This is a genomic window from Microcoleus sp. A6-C6, from assembly GCF_036705955.1.
Classification (GTDB): Bacteria; Cyanobacteriota; Cyanobacteriia; order Cyanobacteriales; family Microcoleaceae; genus Microcoleus.
In genome coordinates this window covers 1-19,054 of sequence record NZ_JAUBVR010000003.1, presented here as the reverse complement: position 1 = coordinate 19,054, position 19,054 = coordinate 1, and the positions used below count along the sequence as shown (strand labels likewise).

13 protein-coding genes are annotated in these 19,054 nt (G+C 45.6%); 4 read left to right on the top strand and 9 right to left on the bottom strand.

Features of this window, described 5'->3' with window-relative positions; translation table 11 throughout:
- Nucleotides 1-85 precede the first annotated feature (85 nt).
- Both QUB52_RS02535 and QUB52_RS02530 read right to left on the bottom strand, forming a co-directional pair.
- Entirely contained in the window at nucleotides 86-1,177 is a 1,092-nt protein-coding gene (locus QUB52_RS02535) for a hypothetical protein (RefSeq protein ID WP_265238938.1), read from the bottom strand.
- Between the two features lie 606 nt (nucleotides 1,178-1,783).
- Entirely contained in the window at nucleotides 1,784-2,911 is a 1,128-nt protein-coding gene (locus QUB52_RS02530; RefSeq protein ID WP_265238940.1) for a HetZ-related protein 2, read from the bottom strand.
- 217 nt (nucleotides 2,912-3,128) lie between these two features.
- Between QUB52_RS02530 and glyS the strand changes: the two genes are divergently transcribed.
- Both glyS and murD read left to right on the top strand, forming a co-directional pair.
- The gene (glyS, locus tag QUB52_RS02525; protein WP_332972341.1) at nucleotides 3,129-5,276 is read left to right on the top strand and encodes a glycine--tRNA ligase subunit beta; all 2,148 of its coding nucleotides are present in this window, start codon (nucleotides 3,129-3,131) and stop codon (nucleotides 5,274-5,276) included.
- Nucleotides 5,277-5,673: 397 nt separating this feature from the next.
- The gene (murD, locus tag QUB52_RS02520) at nucleotides 5,674-7,026 is read left to right on the top strand and encodes a UDP-N-acetylmuramoyl-L-alanine--D-glutamate ligase (protein WP_332972340.1); all 1,353 of its coding nucleotides are present in this window, start codon (nucleotides 5,674-5,676) and stop codon (nucleotides 7,024-7,026) included.
- 176 nt (nucleotides 7,027-7,202) lie between these two features.
- Here murD and QUB52_RS02515 read toward each other — a convergent pair whose 3' ends face one another.
- The 7 genes from QUB52_RS02515 to QUB52_RS02485 form a co-directional block, all read right to left on the bottom strand.
- Nucleotides 7,203-7,358, bottom strand: a complete 156-nt coding sequence (locus QUB52_RS02515) for a hypothetical protein (RefSeq protein WP_332968148.1) — start codon at nucleotides 7,356-7,358, stop codon at nucleotides 7,203-7,205.
- Nucleotides 7,359-7,409: 51 nt separating this feature from the next.
- The gene (locus QUB52_RS02510) at nucleotides 7,410-7,775 is read right to left on the bottom strand and encodes a hypothetical protein (RefSeq protein ID WP_332972339.1); all 366 of its coding nucleotides are present in this window, start codon (nucleotides 7,773-7,775) and stop codon (nucleotides 7,410-7,412) included.
- Complete coding sequence (locus tag QUB52_RS02505) at nucleotides 7,744-7,926, bottom strand: hypothetical protein (RefSeq protein ID WP_265238946.1); 183 nt, start codon at nucleotides 7,924-7,926, stop codon at nucleotides 7,744-7,746. Before QUB52_RS02505 ends, QUB52_RS02510 begins: the two co-directional genes overlap by 32 nt.
- 73 nt (nucleotides 7,927-7,999) lie before the next feature.
- Nucleotides 8,000-8,419, bottom strand: a complete 420-nt coding sequence (locus QUB52_RS02500; RefSeq protein ID WP_332972338.1) for an MAPEG family protein — start codon at nucleotides 8,417-8,419, stop codon at nucleotides 8,000-8,002.
- A gap of 264 nt (nucleotides 8,420-8,683) precedes the next feature.
- Nucleotides 8,684-9,019: a hypothetical protein gene (locus QUB52_RS02495; RefSeq protein ID WP_332972337.1), complete on the bottom strand. Its 336-nt coding sequence runs from the start codon at nucleotides 9,017-9,019 to the stop codon at nucleotides 8,684-8,686.
- A 179-nt stretch (nucleotides 9,020-9,198) separates the two neighbouring features.
- On the bottom strand, nucleotides 9,199-14,553 hold the full coding sequence (locus tag QUB52_RS02490; protein ID WP_332972336.1) for an AAA family ATPase: 5,355 nt from the start codon (nucleotides 14,551-14,553) through the stop codon (nucleotides 9,199-9,201).
- Nucleotides 14,554-14,944: 391 nt separating this feature from the next.
- Complete coding sequence (locus QUB52_RS02485) at nucleotides 14,945-16,693, bottom strand: ABC transporter ATP-binding protein (protein WP_332972335.1); 1,749 nt, start codon at nucleotides 16,691-16,693, stop codon at nucleotides 14,945-14,947.
- A gap of 185 nt (nucleotides 16,694-16,878) precedes the next feature.
- Here QUB52_RS02485 and QUB52_RS02480 point away from each other — a divergent pair, with 185 nt between their 5' ends.
- A complete protein-coding gene (locus QUB52_RS02480; RefSeq protein WP_265238950.1) occupies nucleotides 16,879-17,076 on the top strand; it encodes a hypothetical protein in 198 nt (65 codons plus the stop codon).
- A 67-nt stretch (nucleotides 17,077-17,143) separates the two neighbouring features.
- Nucleotides 17,144-18,835, top strand: coding sequence for a chaperonin GroEL (gene groL, locus QUB52_RS02475; protein WP_265238951.1), 1,692 nt, complete (start codon nucleotides 17,144-17,146; stop codon nucleotides 18,833-18,835).
- The last annotated feature ends 219 nt before the right edge of the window (nucleotides 18,836-19,054 follow it).

The window sequence follows — 19,054 nt, the reverse complement described above, 5'->3', positions numbered from 1 at the left end:
TTGCGAAGAGGAACCAGAAATATAGGAAGAAACCGGGTTTCAGAAGTACGCAAGTCCGATCGCGAAAATCGCCATTTATTCCTAATTAGAACCCGTCGGGATTGTGTTCGTGCATCAAAGCTTCAAGTTGGCCGTCAACATTTCTGACAACTTGTTCCAAAGCGGGTAAACCTTCCAAAGGTAAAGGAGAAAGCCGAGTTCGATCGCGAATTTGATTCACTTTCCGCTGCAATTCTTGGGCCAGTTGCAGTGCATCCCGACTCAAATTAGACAACTGCTGCTGCTGGTAAAACCTCAAAGCTGCTCCCCGCAATACTTGCAGCGTGGCTTCTTCCTTGCCGCCCACAGCCATTACTCGCAAGCGCAACAGCAAATGAGTTTTTCCATAGATGCGTTCTACTTCGACTTGTTTGGGATGTTCCACCGGCGAAACAGGCATATCTGTCAGCCGCTTCAACTCGTCGATGACTTCTTGGAACAGGACAGGATCGATCCCTTCGAGGATCGATTTCAAAACGCCGTCTTGACTCCAAAGAATGCGGCCTTGCGAGGGCCGCTCAAAAAACAGCCTACCGATACCGTCTAGCAGCACTCTACCGAGCAATTCTTGCAGCAGTTGGGGCGCGGGCAAAGTTGCCAAAACTTCGACGGGGCTTGACAAGTACAATGCCTCGACATCCAAAACCGGCACCTCTGCTGGTGTCGGGTAAACTTCAGCGCTTGCTGGTTTGATTGCTGCGGAGGTCGCTTGAAACCGATCGCTAGCGGGAATGGAAGGTTCGGGGAAAGACACCGGGGTTTTTGCTTCGGATGCGGAATTTGCTGGTGCGGGATTTTTTGGTGTTGGGGCTGCTGCGGTTTTTGTCGGGCTGGGTTCTTTGACTTGGTTCCCGTGGAGCAAGTAAGCTGAGAGCATCGAGCGTTGAGTTTCCGAGGAAATTTGCTCGGTTGTGACTGAGCAATTCATGTAAGCTAAAATCCGCTGCACGTAGTCCAAGGCGGAGTCATCTTGAGCATCCACTACGCCCAATTTAAATAGATTGCCTTCTAGAGATAAAGGCAAAACTTGATAATAAAGGCAAGCTTCAAAGGGGACAACTGTGTCGATTAGTTGAAATATTCGATCGGAGTCCATGTCCATTGTCGCCGCCAAGTCTGTTGAAGATGTATGTACCATTAGCTGCTCTTTAGTCGGAAGCACGATCGATCGCGCCACAACAACCTGATTGATATAATTAAACGCTGCAACTTCCCTGACGGAGACATTCGTCTAAAAACCGGAAGCTTCGATCAAATAAAAATCCTCAGTCTCAGAATTTTTTCCCTTCTGTGTTGCCGTTTCAATATCTACTGAAAGATTTACAGTTAGATGATGACTTGCGCGCTGATGGCGAACACTCGATCGATCGCGATCGATTGAGCGGCTGACAACGACAGAACGATCTCATTAATTCGCAAGTATTGCATCTGCACCACAATCGATGACTTGCGAGCAACGGCTAAATTGAGGATTTGTTAAAAAATCCTGACAAATCGATCGCGCTGCTCATATTTTACCCCACAGAGTTCGCGGCGAGGCTAACGATCGAGATATCCTTAGGCCGGGCTGCGATATCCCGATCGATCTTACCTAATTCGTCGATCGCGCCAATGGCGATCGGCGAATTTTCCAGGAAAAAAATCGCAGGACTCTGTAGCTATTCGGGAATTGATTAGTAGCACGCATTCTGCAAAATCCTACTGTCAATTAAGAATTAGCAATTGCCCGCAACCAATGGCCGATCTAGTCGTTACGGAGGGATTGAGCGGCTAAATAGAGTTTACTCCACTCGCCGATGACTTGATTGGTTTTTAACTTTAATTCAGATGCGATCGCCTCTACACTTTTCCCTGCCTTCAGCGATTCGACCAACTGCCGCTGCACCGGCGTGAGGTTTTGTAAATATTGCTGCCACTGGGCGGGAGTCAAACCCAAATTGTGTTCTTTGAGCGAAGTTTCCAGCCAGCTAGCGACTAATTCCGGTGCTTGTTTGACCGCAAAAACGCGGATTGCGTGGTAGCTTACTTTTTCCCGCAAGCGGTAAATTTGCTTGATTGGAACGTTCAAATCCTCAGCAATTGCCTCTTGGGAACGGCCTTGTAGGTAAAGCCGCAGCCAGCGGGAAGCCAGCGGATCGACTTCAGCCGTCAAGTAATTCTCAAATTCTTGTTGGACAATCTGCCGCTGAGCTTGCCGATCTTCCCAAGCTTGATTTTCTCGATACTCGGACATCGCCTGGGCGTCGAGCAGGCTGAGCGGTTCCTCTGTATCGTCGGGTAGAATCTGTTCCGACACCAACCGCACCCAATCTCCCGCCGGGACTTGCGTTAACCCGCCCCGCTGGGAACGCCGCAGGTAGTTGACAAAGCGGTAAACCAGCAGCGGTTGGTTGCGAATTGGCCGCAAACAGTATTCTTCTGTACTCGCTAGTAGCAAAGCATTTCGCAGGCGTTTGTCTGTTGTGCATTCGGCAATCCAGGCGACTTGCTGCTGGAGGTAGCGATCGGAATTCAGCATTTCCTGAATCACTTCTTGCAGTACCTCCACCGCACTCCGCTGTCTGTCGCGACTCAGGGAAACCCACGCTTGGATTTTTTGCCGGAGCACCACCAAACCGCCCAGCCGCCCGATCAAGTTGCGGTAAGCTCTTTCTGGCGCTACTCCCAGATACCGCTGCTGTAAAATTCGATATAAAAAGTCGATCGCCCCGGAGGCGACGTTAAATTGAGTCGGAGCAAGAGTGTCAAATCTTTCTGGCTTGTCTCCCAACAGCCAGCGGACAACACTCTCGCGAGTGCTAGAACTCTCCTGCGGGCAATCTTGTTCGAGTCGAGACTTCCAATCTTGTGCTAGTCTTTCCGCCAAGGTCATGGGCTGTTGAGCTATTGTCTTTCACCCCGATTTTACGTGGTATGCTGATCATTTGAGTCTTTTTTGGATCTAATTAGATTTGCGTATCGGTAAAATAGTTCCATTGCGCGATCGGCGATCGCCATTCCAGGCTCTTTTTCACTGCCGATCCATAACTTTTGTAACGATCGAACGGGCAGATTAATTGCCCATTGACAAAAACACCTAACTCTGTTATATGCCTAACTTTTTATTAGAACTCGGTACCGAAGAATTGCCCGCATCTTTTGTCGCAGGCAGCGCCCAGCAGTGGCAGCACCTCATACCTGCAACTCTCGCAGAACAATCTTTGACAAATGACTCAATTAATGTATACGCTACTCCAAGGCGTTTGGCAGTTCTGATCAAAGGATTGCCAATCAAGCAATTAGACAGAACAGAAGACGTAAAAGGGCCGCCCGCAAGTTCGGCTTTTAAAGATGGGAAACCGACAAAAGCAGCCGAAGGTTTTGCCAAAAAACAAGGCGTAGAAATTGATGCTTTGGAAGTTCGCGCTACCGATAAAGGCGATTTTGTGTTTGTGCTCAAACAGATTCCGGGGCGGATGACAGCGGATATTTTGACTGAACTTGTGCCGCAGTGGATTAATAAGTTAGAAGGTAAAAGATTTATGCGGTGGGCTGACGGAGATTTGAAGTTTCCGCGCCCAATTCGATCGATCGCAGCGCTGTTAGATGATACTGTACTGCCGATCGCCCTGGTGAGCGGTTCGGATACAGTTAAGAGCGATCGCATTTCCCAAGGACATCGAGTGCTGCACCCGCAACCAGTCTCGATTCGGCAAGCCGAGGATTATGTCGAGTGTCTGCGGGCTGCTTGCGTGGAAGTCGATCGCACCCAACGCAAAATCCAAATAAAAGCACAAGTAGAAGCCGCAGCGACAAAACAAAGCGGTTATGCAGACATCACCGAAGATTTGTTAGAAGAAGTCACCGACTTAGTAGAATGGCCGAACGCAGTTATCGGCAACTTTGACGAAGAATTCTTGATGTTGCCGCCGGAAGTAATCACCACAATTATTGTTACCAACCAGCGGTATTTCCCAATCCTGAAAAGCCCAGATTATCCCGAACTTTTGCCATACTTCATTACAATTTCCAACGGCGATCCGGCAAAATCGGCGATTATTGCCGCCGGTAACGAGCGAGTTGTGCGGGCGAGATTAGCAGACGGTCAGTTTTTCTACAAAGCCGACTTGGCCAAGCCTCTAGAGGATTATTTGCCCAAGTTGGAGACAGTCACTTTTCAGGAAGATTTGGGTACAGTGCGGGAAAAGGTCGATCGGCTGTGCAAGATTGCCAACCTCATCACCAAGCAACTGCAAATAACAGATGAAGAACAAGCTTACATAGAAAGAGCAGCCTTACTTTGCAAAGCCGACCTCGTTACCCAAATGGTTTACGAACTTCCCGAAATGCAAGGAATCATGGGGCAGAAATACGCCTTAGCCTGCGGCGAACCGGAATCGGTAGCAACAGCAATTTTCGAGCATTATTTGCCCAAAGCCGCCGGAGGCAATTTACCGCAAACTCTCACAGGTCAAGTTGTCGCAATCGCCGACAAATTAGATACATTAGTCAGCATCTTCGGCTTGGGAATGCTGCCAACTGGTTCCTCCGATCCCTTTGCTTTGCGTCGCGCCGCCAATGCCATAACTAACATTATTTGGGCGGCTCAGTTGCCCATCAATTTGCACCAACTACTTGCAGAAGTTGTCGCCGAATTTACCGCAGCGCGCCCCCAAACATCGGCGGAGTTGCTATCGCAGTTATACGAGTTTTTCCTGCAAAGAATTCGGACTTTGTTGCAAGAAGAAAAAAATGTAGATTACGATTTAGTGAATGCAGTTTTGGGAGAAAACGACCCAGAATATACTGAACGAGCTTTGAGAGATTTGTTGGACGCGCTGGAAAGAGCGCTTTTCCTGCAACAAATCCGCAATGACAAGACTTTGGATCGAATTTACGAAACAGTTAATCGTTCAACTCGTTTGGCGGCTCAAGGCGATTTGGATAAAGTACAATTGGAACCGAAAACTGCGGTGAAACCAGAGTTATTTCAAAAGTCGTCAGAACAAGCTTTTTACGATGCAGTGGTGCAGTTGGTGCCGCAAACGCTGCTATCGAAGCAAACCCGCAATTATCAGCTATTGGTAGATAGTTTGACTGAAATTGCTCCGGCTGTGAGCAGCTTTTTTGACGGCCCTGAAAGTGTTCTAGTGATGGATTCCGACCCGGAAATTAAGCGCAATCGCTTGAATTTACTGGGTTTGCTGCGGAATCACGCGCGGGTGTTGGCTGACTTTGGGGCGATCGTCAAAGGTTAAACGAAGATAAGACGGCGGTTGAAACCGCGCCTACAAAAACGAAGTCCGCCGACGCGGACTGAAGAAAATAACCAATCCGTCTTCAACCCGCGGAGGCGGGTTTTGTTTGTATAGACGCGGTTTCAACCGCCCGGTCTTCTAATAGAGTGAAGCGTTAAACGAAGATAAGACGGCGGTTGAAACCGCGCCTACAAAAACGAAGTCCGCCTCCGCGGACTGAAGAAAATAACGTAAACGTTCTTCAACCCGCGGAGGCGGGTTTTGTTTGTATAGACGCGGTTTCAACCGCCCGGTCTTCTTAAAAAATCTGCAAAATGGCCCATAGCCAACAACCAATTCAAGGTTAAGATATTAACTTAGAAAACCAGGAAAGTTCGCTCCATCACACACACAAATTATGCCGATCGCTCACATCATTGGATTAGGAAAATCAGGGAATGCCGCCGCCCGACTGCTCAAACGCGAAGGATGGGAAGTAACGCTGAGCGATCGCTCATCTTCTCCAAACTTACTCGAACAGCAACAGGAACTCGCTAGCGAAGGAATTGCAGTAGAATTAGGTAAATCATTTGAACCTGACAAATCTATAGAATTAGTAGTAGTAAGTCCGGGGGTTCCCTGGGACATTCCAGCATTAGTCCGCGCCAGAGAATTAGGAATAGAAACAATCGGAGAAATGGCACTGGCGTGGCGCTATCTCAAATCTCCTTGGGTAGCAATTACTGGCACTAACGGCAAAACTACGACTACTGCTTTAATTGCTGCGATTTTTGCGGAAGCCGGACTTTATGCTCCGGCTTGCGGCAACATTGGCTATGCTGCGTGCGAATTAGCTTTAGCTGAGAAACCGCCGGATTGGGTAATCGCCGAAATCAGCAGCTATCAGATAGAATCATCGCCGTTTGTAGCGCCGCGAATCGGAGTTTTGACGACTTTGACTCCCGATCACCTCAGCCGCCACAAAACTTTAGAAAATTATTACAACATTAAAGCGCATTTGCTGAAAAAGTCGGAATTGCAAATCATCAACGGTGACGATCCTGTTTTGCGGCAGCAAGGAGTTGACATTTGGCCTGATGCGTGTTGGACGAGTGTTAAAGGTGAAAAGGAATTGTTGGGAAAACGCAGTTTTGGAGCGTATATCGAAGACGGTTGGGTAATTGCTCAAGGCGAGAAAATTTTGCCTGCTTCGTCTTTGCGGATGGTGGGAGAGCACAATTTACAAAATTTATTGATGGCGGTGGCGGCGGCTAATTTGGCTGGAATTGAGCCAAGTGCGATCGCCCGCGCGATCGATAAATTCCCCGGAGTGTCGCACCGTCTCGAACACATCCGCACCTGGGAAGGCATAGATTTTATCAACGACAGCAAAGCGACTAATTATGACGCGGCGCAAGTCGGGTTGGCTTCTGTAAGCGCGCCGGCGATTTTGATTGCGGGCGGCGATCCCAAGGAAGGTGATGATAACGCTTGGATCGATACAATTAAGGCGAAAGCTGTGGGAGTGCTGTTAATTGGGGATGCGGCAGGTATTTTTAGCGATCGGCTCGAACAAGCCGATTATAATGCTTGGGAAATAGTCGAAACAATGGAAAGAGCAATTGCGAGGGCGGCAGAATTAGGCAAACAAAATAATGCTAAAGTCGTGTTGCTTTCCCCAGCTTGTGCTAGCTTCGATCAATACCAAAGCTTCGAGCAGCGAGGCGATCATTTCCGTCAATTGTGTCTCGAATCGCTACCTGAAGAGTAGGGCTAAATATAGATTATCCCTGAGAAAAATCAGGCTTTTTAACTGGTTCCCAGGCTCCAGCCTGGGAACCTATATCTAGAGGCTCTGCCTCGCTTTAACTTGAATTGCATATTCGGGGCGATGCTAAAAGCCCACCCCACAAGAGTTAACTGATAACTTTATAGATTCGCAATTCCTCAAACACTCTTCCAAATATCCTTAATTCTCGCCTGTTGTTCCCATTCTAGCTCATGAAAAACTAGCATCATTTCCTCATGAGTGTAATCAATAATGATGGCGGCTAATTCATCGACATTTTCCGCTTCCAGCATTGCTACTTTCAATTTAGTCATTGATTCTTTATCCATTAACACTAAAACTTTAATCATTCCCTCACTATTATGTTAATTGTGCGTGCAAATCTCTTTCAGTTTTGCATTAAAACTAGAAACATCAGCAGCACTGATTGTATCAGAATACTGTAAGGAGATTTGAAAATCTTCGCGACAAAGCTGAGAGCGCAATGTTTCATCAATCTCCAATATATTGACTGTTGAAGCGACATTTTTTGGCAACAAAAAAATTGCTATTTCCCTTTCCAGTTGGCGATTTCCTTGCTCAAAGAAATCTTGAGAGTTAGAACGAAACAAACCGCTATTGATTTGCCCAATTGGGTTAGTTGTCAGCGATTGAGCCGAGACAGCAGCCGGAAATGCCAAAGATGCTGTTAGCCACAAGCTAGGAATTATCTTTTTGAGAATGCTGTTCATAACTGTCGGGAGGATTTTTCACCTCAATTGGTTTTTCGTCTTCTGATTCGCTTGCTAATTCATCTTCTAATTTAAGTTTTTCTTGCCACTCGGTAAGCTGCTGAAAAAGTTTCTGGTTAATTTGAAATACGGGTTTGTTGGTTTCTGACATATTGACTCCTGAAGATTTTTGAAAGAGTTAAATTTATGGGTAAGGTGCGCACTGCACACCCTACTAATATTAGTTATAGCTGTGAAACTTTTACCAGCGACATGATGATGCCAATCAAGGAACCGCCCAGTAAAGTTAAAGTAGCTAAGGTACTAATGCCAAATCCTGCGGTTCGTTTTTCCGCCGCTTGATAGTAACCCCAAGCAAACAAAATGCGTCCAATTATCCAAACTGTGCCGATCCCGGCAGCCCAAATTGGGCTGATAAATTGCGAGAAGATCCACAGCGAGGGCAAAAATAAAATCAGTTGCTCTAAGGTGTTTTGGTGAACTCGCACTACTCGCTCAAAATCTGGGTTTCCTGTCATCTGCGGGGGAGAAACTTTGTATTTGAATCTGGCTCTGCCGACGTTGATGGTAACAATGAAGTACAGAATTAATGCTGAAATAGTAATTAGACTGGGCCAGAGTGTGGCGTTTGCTTCTGCGAGCATGATTGGGTAGGGTTCTGAGGTAAATATCTCTATTATAAATCAATTATTGTCGATCGCGTCATTCATCGCCATCGAGTAATTCAAGAAACTGGATTTGGTGTAACTGCTGGCTATACGCGCGAGTTGCAACTCTCGCGTATGCTGGCTTATTTATATTGTCGGCTACGAATCGCTTTTTTATAGGAACAGTAAGCAAAGGTTAATGGAGCGTGAATTGTTAATAGGTGAGTAGAGAGGTTATCCCATCCCTACTCGCTTGCGGGTCTACAATTCAATGACTGCGAGTTTCTTTTTACTCTTTTGGTCGCAAAGAACTACGGTATTGTAAGGGGAGGTATCAGTTCCTAATGGGACGGCGCTTTTAACGTTACCCATATTTCCTGTGAGTTCGCCTAGTTCTATGGATTTATTTAAATTTCCATCTATCGCTAGGTATGCACTCAATTTTACTTTGGAATTTGTGACTTCTAAATCCTTAAAAACTACGGCCTCTCCTGCTTCAGGATCGATCCCCAGAATGACCATCCCGTGCGTTACAACGGAACTTTCTTCTTCATCTATGTTACCCATCTTGATGTCAGCGGGGTCTTGACCGTCCATAGCTAAATATCCTCAAATGTTTGTTAATTTTCGATACTTTTAAGCTTATTTTAATGATTGAGCAATGACAACGATCTTAAGACTGATATTCCCCATCTCGATGGCTACACCGTTAGTAATAGAAATTTGTTAGTGTCATGAATTATTCATGACACTAACCTTTTTGAGCTAACGCATCCTTAGTCCCGATCTTGTTGAATACAGCGCTGTTGATAAATTTGAGCCGCTTTATCTGTGGGATTGCGGCGCAGGCACTCAGCAAACAATCGCTCCGCATCTCCAAGCTTTTGCAAATGGTAGAGTACCAAAGCTTCTTCAAACACTGTTCTCGTGGCTACCTTGCCCTCATAAATCTCAGGGCGATCGGCATCGAAAACTTCAAAAATCGATACCGTTTCTGATTTGCCCTTAACTGTTACGCGATCGATCAGGCGGATAGCATACTGGTTAGAATCTGGCAAAGATCTAAAAGTTTCGTGACTAATTAACATCGAAACCCCATATTTTTTAGTCAAGCTTTCTATCCGCGAGGCCAAATTCACTGCATCGCTAATCACGGTGCTATTCATTCGGTTTTTTCCCCCAACCGTGCCGAGAATTAAAGAACCTGTATTGATGCCAAGGCCAATCTTAATCGGCACGTATCCAGAAGCAGTGCGATGTTGATTATATTCGGTAAGACGATGTAGCATATCAATGCCTGCTTTGACGGCATTATCTGCCTCGCCGCTAAAGAGAGCCATAATTGCATCGCCAATATACTTGTCAATAAATCCTTGATTTGCAGTAATGGCAGGCTCCAGGCGCGACAAATAGGCATTAATAAAGTTGAAATTGTCTTGCGGAGTCATACTTTCCGACAAAGTTGTGAAGTCGCGAATATCGGAAAAGAGTACCGACATTTCCTGTTGAACTTGGTCGCCTAATTTAACATCAACAATGCTTTCTTTATCCAGGAATTGGAGGAATTGGCGGGGGACGAAACGCTCAAAAGCCTGGTTAAGTTCGCTGAGATTATTGTAGAGACGCGCATTTTCAATAGAAATAGCTGCCTGGGAGGAAAGTAGATTTAAAACTTCCAAGCGATCGGGAGTAAAAGCGTCTGTGGTTAGATTATTTTCTAAATAGATAATTCCTACCAGTTTAGCTTGATATTGGAGAGGGAAGCACAGAATTGATTTAGGCTTATGCGCTTTGATGTAGGGGGAATTAGCAAATTTAGGGTCATTTGCAGCATCGCTCAATACTACACTTTCCCGCGTGCGAGCCACATAGTTAACAATTGTGTGAGAAATTAAAAGTTTATCCCCAAGTTCCCACGCTGACTTGACGGGGATTGACTGCAACACAGTCACGCCATCTTGATCCACAGAGCCTTCAGCTTCAATCAGCAATTTCCCCTTAATTTCTAGACTCAAAAAGCCCTTTTGTGCTCCGGCATTCTCAATAATAATCCGCATCAATTTCGCCAGCAATTTATCTAGGACAATCTCCTCAGATAGGGTTTGGGAAGCTTTCATGACTGTGTTAAAATCCAGCTCAGAAGAAGTTCTCCAGCCAGTTGTGGTAGGCGGCGTAGATGTTCTTGTGCTGAGAGTTCCCCTATCTGAATATCTTTTTGGTAATAATTGTGGATAGCGTTTATCTAGATAGCTAACTTTAGCCGTCGCTCCCCAGCGGAGATAACAATAGCGGGCATCTTGCATATAAACTTGGGCGATTTTATCTTGATCTAAACCGAGATAAAACTTAGCGGCGAGTTCGTGCGCCAGAGCTTCTTCATTAATGTATTCATGTTCTTTAGCAAGAGCAATAGCTTTTTTGTAATAGTCCATTGCTATCATCATCTCTCCTTGAACCCGGTGCAATTCTGCTTCCACCAGATAAAACTTGTGCAAATGATTCATCGGGGCATGATACGCCCATTTATTGAGTTTTTTCTGATTAGATTTCACCTTTCCAGATAGGCGCTTTTGCTGGATTTTTGAGAGGGAAGAATACACAGCAATTCTTGCAAGGGAATCGTAAAGATAAAATAACGTACTAGTTAGCATCGCTGTTGCACTATCTATATATTTTTCCGCTAATACCGCATTTTCTAGCGCTTCCTTATGCTCTTCAAATAGGTAACAGAGTGTCATTTTTCCAAGATATGTATGAAAAAGTATCGCTTGGTCATTGGCCACAACATCAAGAGGTAGTCTTTCTGATTCGTCATAAACATCACCAATTAAAAGGCAGGGATTTTCCGATCGCCCCATCAAATTCAGAACCGTTTGCCGATTGATATTAATGTAATGAAAGTTTCGCTCTTGTTTCAATTTTTGGATAGTATCACCGTATTTGGCTGCCTCCCGCTCAACAACATCTAACTCCAGACCCACGCAATAGGAATTGTAGGAGTTCCACAATAGGGAATATGTCCCATATTCTAAATCTCCTGTTTCTAGTCCGGTCGAATATGCCAGTAACAAAGGCTGTAATGTCTGCCTTCCATGCTCTTTCCAATGTCTGATAAAGTAATTAACAATAGCGACTGTTTTGGACTTTACTTTCCTAGCATTGAGTCTTTCTAATAGATTTAAAGCTAGGTTGCCAAATTTATAGCCTGTTTCAATGTCTCCTAATACTCCGCAAAGAATCAGACCATACGCTGAATACCCCATTGCTGAGAAGGAAGAACTGCCGTATTTGACTGACATACTAATACCCTTAAAAGTAACCAACGGTAATAGATTAGGAGCGGCTATATAGGAAGCAGACCCCATGATCGATAGAATCCGAATTGCTGCCAATTTGTCAGGATCAGTCATTTCTGGTAAGTTGATTAAGTCCTCATTTTGTTTCCCCAATAATGCAAATTTTGTCTCCATTAAACCAAGTAAGATATCTAATTTACCGGGATTTTTAGGCAAACCAACTCCCAATAGCTTCAGAACTGTTAGTCCAGTATTAACCGCTTCTAATGGCTTGTTCTGCGTTAGATAAGCAGAGATTTTAACTTCATAAACTTTCACCTTATCCAACAGTGTTTTGCCCTGTTGCAGCACGACTGGAACTAATCGCTCCATTTCATCGAATTGACCGCACAAATAGGCAGCTTCTGCGGCTTCTACATACAGATCAAGTGTTGTATCGTACTGGGTTTGCCAACTTGATCCCCCTTCACTGCCCTCTTTGCTAAGGGAGGACTGAGAGGGGTTCAATAATTCTAAGCCGCTTGTTAGGTAGGTAAGGGCGGGTTGAAAAGCGGCTGAGGCTTTTGCTTTCTTGCCAGCTATTAGGTTTAACTTTGCCAATTCATCTCGTTTCTGCTGGTTTTCGAGCAGGTTGGTGCCGCAATTCAATTGATTAACAATGTCAAATATTTTTTCCTCTTGCTGCTGGAGGGGAGTATTGTTCAGGAGTAGCTGACCGATTTGCAGATGGTTTGCTTGCTTGCGGTGTTCGGGAATAAGAGAGTAGGCGGCTTGTTGGATGCGATCGTGGGCAAACTTGTAAGCTACCTCGAATTCATCAGAATTTCGGTCTGTTTGCAGAAATTTGTAATCATCTCCTACTGGAACAATTAGACCTTCTCGCACGGCTGACCAGAGTTCGTTTGCCGTTTCTTTTTGCGGCTTTTCACCTACAATCGAGAGCATCTTTAAATCAAATTGGTTGCCAATACAAGCAGCCGTTTTTAATACTTCTTGCGTCATCTCTGGTAGTCTTTGAATTTTTTGAGTCATCAAGTCAACGACATTATCAGTAATACCTCGTGCTTTAATTTGCTCTACATTCCACTGCCAACTGTTACTATCATAATCAAAATCTAATAAATCTTCTGTATAAAGCGACTGGAGAAACTCTTTCAGGAAGAACGGATTACCCTGAGTTTTGGCCAGCAGTAATTCTGCTAATGGCTTTGATCTTTGTGTGTCGCACTTAAGCGTATCGGCAATTAATTTATTGATACAAGTTAAATCTAAGGTTGAGAGCAAGATGGAATTTACAGTTGCTCCCGCTTTTTGAATTTCTGATAAGGTAATTTTTAAGGGATGGGCTGCACTGACTTCATTATCCCGATAGGCTCCAATTAGCAGTAGATACGAACTATCTACATCAGTCATGATTAACTGCATTAATTTCAGAGTAGCGGAGTCTGCCCACTGTAAGTCATCTAGAAAGATAACTAAGGGATGATCTTGTTTACAAAAGACATGAATGAAGTTTTGAAAGACTAAGTTAAACCGATTTTGAGATTCAGTCGCTGCTAGCTCTAGGAGGGCTGGTTGCTTGCCAATAATCAGTTCGACTTCAGGGATGACATTAATAATAATTTGTCCGTTGGCTCCTAATGCTGATAGGAGTTTATCGCGCCATACGTGTAGTTGTTCGGACGTTTCAGTTAGCAGTTGTCGAACTAATTCTCGAAAGGCACTGACGATAGCACTGTAAGGAATATTGCGTTGAAATTGGTCAAACTTACCAGAAATGTAATAACCGCGCCGTTCGGTAATGGGTTTATAGATTTCTTGAACTAATAATGATTTACCAATACCAGAATAACCAGCAACGAGCATGAGTTGGCTGGGGCCATTAGCTATCTCGTCAAAAGCTGCGAGTAACGTTTCAATTTGGTTTGACCTGCCATAGAGCGTTTGTGGGATTTGAAATCTATCAGAAATATCTTGTTCGCCTAAAACAAAATTTTCTATTTTTTTACCACTTTCTAGCTGCCTTAGACATAGCGCCAAATCGTTTCGGATCCCTAAAGCATTTTGGTATCGTTCCTCTGCTGTTTTTGCCATTAGTTTCATCACGATTTCTGAAACGACTACAGGAATTGCGGGATTAATTACATGGGGTGGGACGGGTTGTTGAGCAATATGACAATGAACCAACTCCATTGCATCGATCGCATCAAAAGGCAATTGGTTTGTCAATATTTTATAGAAGGTAACTCCCAGCGAGTAAAAATCAGTGCGGTAATCGATCGCTCGATTCATCCTGCCTGTTTGTTCGGGAGAAATATAAGCTAACGTCCCTTCTAAAACATTAGGGCTTTTTAAGGCAGTGCTTTCCCTTGATAAGGCTGTGGACAAGCCAAAATCAATAATTTTTAATTCTCCCGTTTGAGAGTTAAACACAATATTGGACGGGTTAATATCTTTATGAATAACGTTTGACTGATGAATTCTCCCCAGGGTTTCAGCGATTTGAATGGCGGTTTGGAGAAATTCTAATAAAGTAAACTGTCTTTTTTCGAGTAATATCCCTAAAGATTCCCCGCCGAAATCCTCTAATAACATTACCAGCGTGTTGTTATGTCTTCGTAGCTCGTAAGCCTTAACAACTCCTCCGAAGTCTAAGCGGCGGGTGATTTCATATTCCTGCTGGTAACGGACAAGTTCGGCAGGGGTAGGATAGTCTTCTTTGAGTAATTTCAGGATCAGCGGTTGGTTATCCTGTTCTCTAATTCCCCGATAGACTAGCGAGTTGGCGCTTTCGTAAATTTGGGCTAAAACTTTAATTCCAGGGAGTCTAATCATGTTTGGCTCTCCATTTTTGGTACTTGTGAATCTTGCGCGCAATAGTCAGCGACTACTGATAGCACTCAATCGCCTTGGCATAGTTGCTCAAGGAAGCGTAAATATTTCGCGGATTCCCCAAGGCTGCCCCCTCACCTTAGCGGTCTTTAATCTCTCGGTAGATACTCAATGTCTGTTGACTAAAGTGTAATCAACCCTGGAATCCTTCTGGGTTTAGATCAAAGCTGGCTGAGCTTTGTTAAATTCCAAGCGGCTGGATTTTAACGACAAAAACTTTTACTTTATTCGATCGCGAAAAGCGCTGATCAGGCACTTCCCATAAAACTCGCTGCCCGTGGCGTTACAATGAACGCCCTTGCTACATATAGCAATCCTGTTTGACACGAGCATTTCAATGCAGCAATTCTTCTATTTTTTGCTGGTTCCACAAATACTGATAAAGCCCTGTTTGCTTTACCAATTCTGCGTGAGTGCCACTTTGCACTATTTCTCCTTTTTCCATGACGAAAATGCGATCGGCTGTAGCAGCAGCGGACATCTGATGCGAGATGAAAATCACTGTTTTGCGATCGGTTCCGGTTGCTAAGTTATTCAAGATATCGGTAGCAGTTTGATTGTCCACGCTGGAAAGAGCGTCATCTAAAATGAGCACGGGAGCGTCAACTAATAAGGCTCTAGCTAGTGCTGTCCGCTGCCGCTGTCCGCCGGATAAGGTAATACCACGCTCGCCGACAACTGTTTTGTACTGCTGCGGAAAGTTGAGGATTTCGGGGTGGATTTGGGCTTGTTTGGCGGCTGCTTCAATTTCCGGCTCTTCTGCTAAAGGGTTGCCGTAGCGGATGTTATTCTTAATCGTAGTACCGAATAGAAAGCTTTCTTGGGGCACGTAGGCGATCGCCCCGCGCAACTCCCTCAACTTCACCTCAGTAATATCCTGCCCGTCTACAAACAACTCGCCCGGATCGATATCCAGCAAGCGCGGCAACGCATTAGCCAAGGTTGATTTGCCAGAGCCGATCGCCCCGACAATTGCGACAGTTTCGCCAGATTTGATGGTAAAACTAACATCCTTGAGTGCGGGTATCTTAGCACCGGGATAGGTATAATTCAAGTTGCGGGCGACTATTTCGCCTTTGACGGGAGTTGGCAGTTCAAGTGCATTCGCAGCATCCTTAATGCTCGGTTCCACCATCAAAATTGATTCGATGCGATCGACACTGACTTCTCCACGCTGGTAAGCAGTAATTGTGAAACCTAACAGCGCCGTCGGAAATACCAAACGCTCGACATAAATCAGCAGCGCCACAAAATCGCCGATGCTAATTTCGCCCTTAGCAATTGCCCCGCCACCCGCAGAAAGCAGCACCAACAAACTGATGCTTGCCAAACCGCCCAGCAGCGGAAAAATAAAGTTTCGAGTTTGTGCTAATGTCAAATTTGCTGATAGCAACTTGGCATTACAAGCGCGAAATGCTCGGCGTTCATTTTCTTCTTGAGCGTAGATTTTAATCACGGACATCCCGCTCATATCTTCTTGAATCAAATCGCTCATCGCCGATAGTTCTTCTTGCACGGCTAATTGCTGGATGCGAAGTTTGTCGCTAAATAATTGCACCAAAACTAGCATTAAAGGATAAACTGCGATCGCCAATAGCGTCAGCCGTACATCAATCCCCAACATCACCGGCAAACTCAAAGCATAGGCAAATGTCGTATTCGCCAAACTCAGCACTGCAAAACCCACCAAGCGGCGAATATTGTCCAAATCGGAAGTGGCGCGGTTAATTAAATCCCCTACCGTATTGACAGCAAAATAAGACGGTTCTAATGTTAATAAATGATTAAATATTTGCTGTTTTAGGTCAAATTCTACTTGACGCCCCACGCCAAACAGCAGAATCCGCGACACCATCCGAATTCCCCACATAATTGAGGCGAGGAGCAGAATCAGGAGGACGTAGTTGAAAACTTGGTCAAATTTAGTGGCAACTTGGAGAGTGTCAATGGCATTCCGAATCAGCAGGGGAATGTAAACGCCCACAGCATTGACGATTAATAGCGAGAAAACGCCCCCAAATGTGGGTTTCCAGTGCGGGCGCATATAGGAAATGAGTTTTTGCAGTCGAGAATAACGAGCCATTATGTTAAGTCAGAAGGAAGAAGGAAGAAGGAAGAAGGAAGAAGGAAGAAGGAAGAAGGAAGAAGGAAGAAGGAAGAAGTCAGTAGTCAGTAGTCAGTAGTCAGTAGTCAGTAGTCAGTAGTCAGTAGTCATCAGTCATCAGGAAGAGGTCGGAGGGAAGAGGGAAAAAGTTAAGAATTTTTTGAATGAAAATTCTGCTTTGGGATGACGGGTTATCAAAATTGGGTTTGGATTTGGAGCAAAAGCCGATCGCCCGAAATGGCACAAATCACATTATATCTGCGGAGAAACCACAGTGCCGTCTCAAAAGCCACCCGCACTCCTCGCCCAAACCCCATCCGCCCCAATTATCCCCCGCACGGCTGAGGCGCGCTACAATCTAAAGTCGATCGGCTTAGCACTCAGACTCAGAGAGTGCTAAATTTGCTATGTAAGCCAAAGAAGACAAACATGACCAAAATAATTGCATTTAGCGACAAATCTCGGCGGGCACTAGAACGCGGCGTAAATCAACTCGCCGATGCAGTCCGCATCACCTTGGGCCCCAAAGGCCGGAACGTCCTACTCGAAAAGAAATTCGGTGCTCCCCAAATCGTTAACGATGGTATCACCGTTGCTAGGGAAATTGAACTCGAAGATCCTCTGGAAAATGCCGGCGCTCGCTTAATTCAAGAAGTCGCCTCCAAAACTAAAGATATCGCAGGCGACGGCACAACCACCGCCACCGTGATCGCTCAATCCCTGATTCGCGAAGGTTTGAAGAACGTCGCAGCAGGCGCAAATCCAGTCGCGCTGCGCCGCGGTATTGAAAAAACGATCGCCCACTTAGTCCTAGAAATCGCCAAATTGGCGAAACCAGTCGAAGGATCTGCCATTGCTCAGGTCGCCACGGTCTCCGCCGGTAACGACGAAGAAGTCGGCGCCATGATTGCCCAAGCAATGGAAAAAGTCACCAAAGACGGCGTAATTACTGTTGAAGAGTCGAAATCTCTGTTAACAGAATTGGAAGTTGTCGAAGGGATGCAGTACGATCGCGGATATCTTTCCCCGTATTTCGTCACCAACAACGATCGCATGGAAGTTGAGTATGAAAACGCTCGCATCCTGATTACCGACAAAAAAATCAATTCCATTCAAGAACTAATTCCGATTCTTGAAAAAGTCGCCCGCACCGGTTCACCGCTGATCATTATCGCCGAAGATATTGAAGGTGAAGCTTTGGCAACTTTGGTAATTAACAAAGCACGCGGCGTGTTGAACATCGCAGCTACCAAATCTCCTGGTTTTGGCGAGCGACGCAAAGCCATGCTACAAGATATCGCCGTTCTGACCGGCGGTCAACTGATTTCTGAAGAAGTCGGACTCAGCATTGATACCGCAACACTAGAAATGCTCGGTACCGCTCGCAAAATTACGATCGACAAAGAAAACACCATCATTGTCGCTGGCGACGAACACAAAGCAGACGTGCAAGCACGGATCGAGCAAATCCGCAAGCAGCTAGAAGCGACGGATTCCGACTACGACACCGAAAAATTGAGCGAACGCATTGCCAAACTCGCTGGCGGTATTGCTGTAATCAAAGTAGGCGCAGCTACCGAAACCGAGCTCAAAGACCGCAAATTGCGCATTGAAGATGCTCTCAACGCTACTAAAGCTGCTGTGGAAGAAGGCATTGTTGCTGGAGGCGGGACGACGCTGATTCACCTGATTACAAAAATAGATGCAATCAAAAAGACTTTAGACGCTGAAGAACAAATCGGCGCTGACTTGGTTGCGAAGGCTTTGGAAGCTCCTTTGCGTCAAATCGCTGATAATGCGGGCGTTGAAGGTTCGATCGCGATCGAGCGAGTGCGCGCGAGCGAGTTGAACATTGGTTACAATGCTCTCACCGACGTGTACGAAGATATGATTGCCGCTGGAATTATTGATCCGGCTAAGGTTGTGCGATCGGCTTTACAAAATGCCGGTTCCATTGCTGGTATGGTGTTAACCACCGAAGCTGTGATTGTCGAAAAACCAGAGAAGAAAAAAGCTGGTGGCGACATGGGCGACATGGGCGGCATGGGCGGCATGGGCGGCATGGGTGGCATGGGCGGCATGGGCGGCATGGGCGGCATGGGCGGCATGGGCATGATGTAGTCATTAGTCATTAGTCATCAGTCATTAGTTTGCAGCTAAAAACTGCCTGGTGACTGCTGGCGTTTGAGACAAAAAAGCCGTCTGTAACGTCTGTAGGGTGCGCCTCGCGTACCTTACGCTATTTGATGATCAACTAAGATTTTCCCCATCTCCCCATCTCCCCATCTCCCCATCTCCCCATCTCCCCATCTCCCCCTCTCCCCCTCTCCCCATCTCCCC

Coding starts and splice junctions, on each gene's coding strand:
- QUB52_RS02505 (WP_265238946.1), bottom strand. CDS start 7,926: ATGTCAGAAACCAACAAACCCGTATTTCAAATTAACCAGAAACTTTTT.
- QUB52_RS02495 (WP_332972337.1), bottom strand. CDS start 9,019: ATGGACGGTCAAGACCCCGCTGACATCAAGATGGGTAACATAGATGAA.
- QUB52_RS02485 (WP_332972335.1), bottom strand. CDS start 16,693: ATGGCTCGTTATTCTCGACTGCAAAAACTCATTTCCTATATGCGCCCG.
- groL (WP_265238951.1), top strand. CDS start 17,144: ATGACCAAAATAATTGCATTTAGCGACAAATCTCGGCGGGCACTAGAA.
- QUB52_RS02530 (WP_265238940.1), bottom strand. CDS start 2,911: ATGACCTTGGCGGAAAGACTAGCACAAGATTGGAAGTCTCGACTCGAA.
- glyS (WP_332972341.1), top strand. CDS start 3,129: ATGCCTAACTTTTTATTAGAACTCGGTACCGAAGAATTGCCCGCATCT.
- QUB52_RS02515 (WP_332968148.1), bottom strand. CDS start 7,358: ATGACTAAATTGAAAGTAGCAATGCTGGAAGCGGAAAATGTCGATGAA.
- QUB52_RS02510 (WP_332972339.1), bottom strand. CDS start 7,775: ATGAACAGCATTCTCAAAAAGATAATTCCTAGCTTGTGGCTAACAGCA.
- QUB52_RS02480 (WP_265238950.1), top strand. CDS start 16,879: ATGAAAATTCTGCTTTGGGATGACGGGTTATCAAAATTGGGTTTGGAT.
- QUB52_RS02535 (WP_265238938.1), bottom strand. CDS start 1,177: ATGGTACATACATCTTCAACAGACTTGGCGGCGACAATGGACATGGAC.
- QUB52_RS02490 (WP_332972336.1), bottom strand. CDS start 14,553: ATGATTAGACTCCCTGGAATTAAAGTTTTAGCCCAAATTTACGAAAGC.
- murD (WP_332972340.1), top strand. CDS start 5,674: ATGCCGATCGCTCACATCATTGGATTAGGAAAATCAGGGAATGCCGCC.
- QUB52_RS02500 (WP_332972338.1), bottom strand. CDS start 8,419: ATGCTCGCAGAAGCAAACGCCACACTCTGGCCCAGTCTAATTACTATT.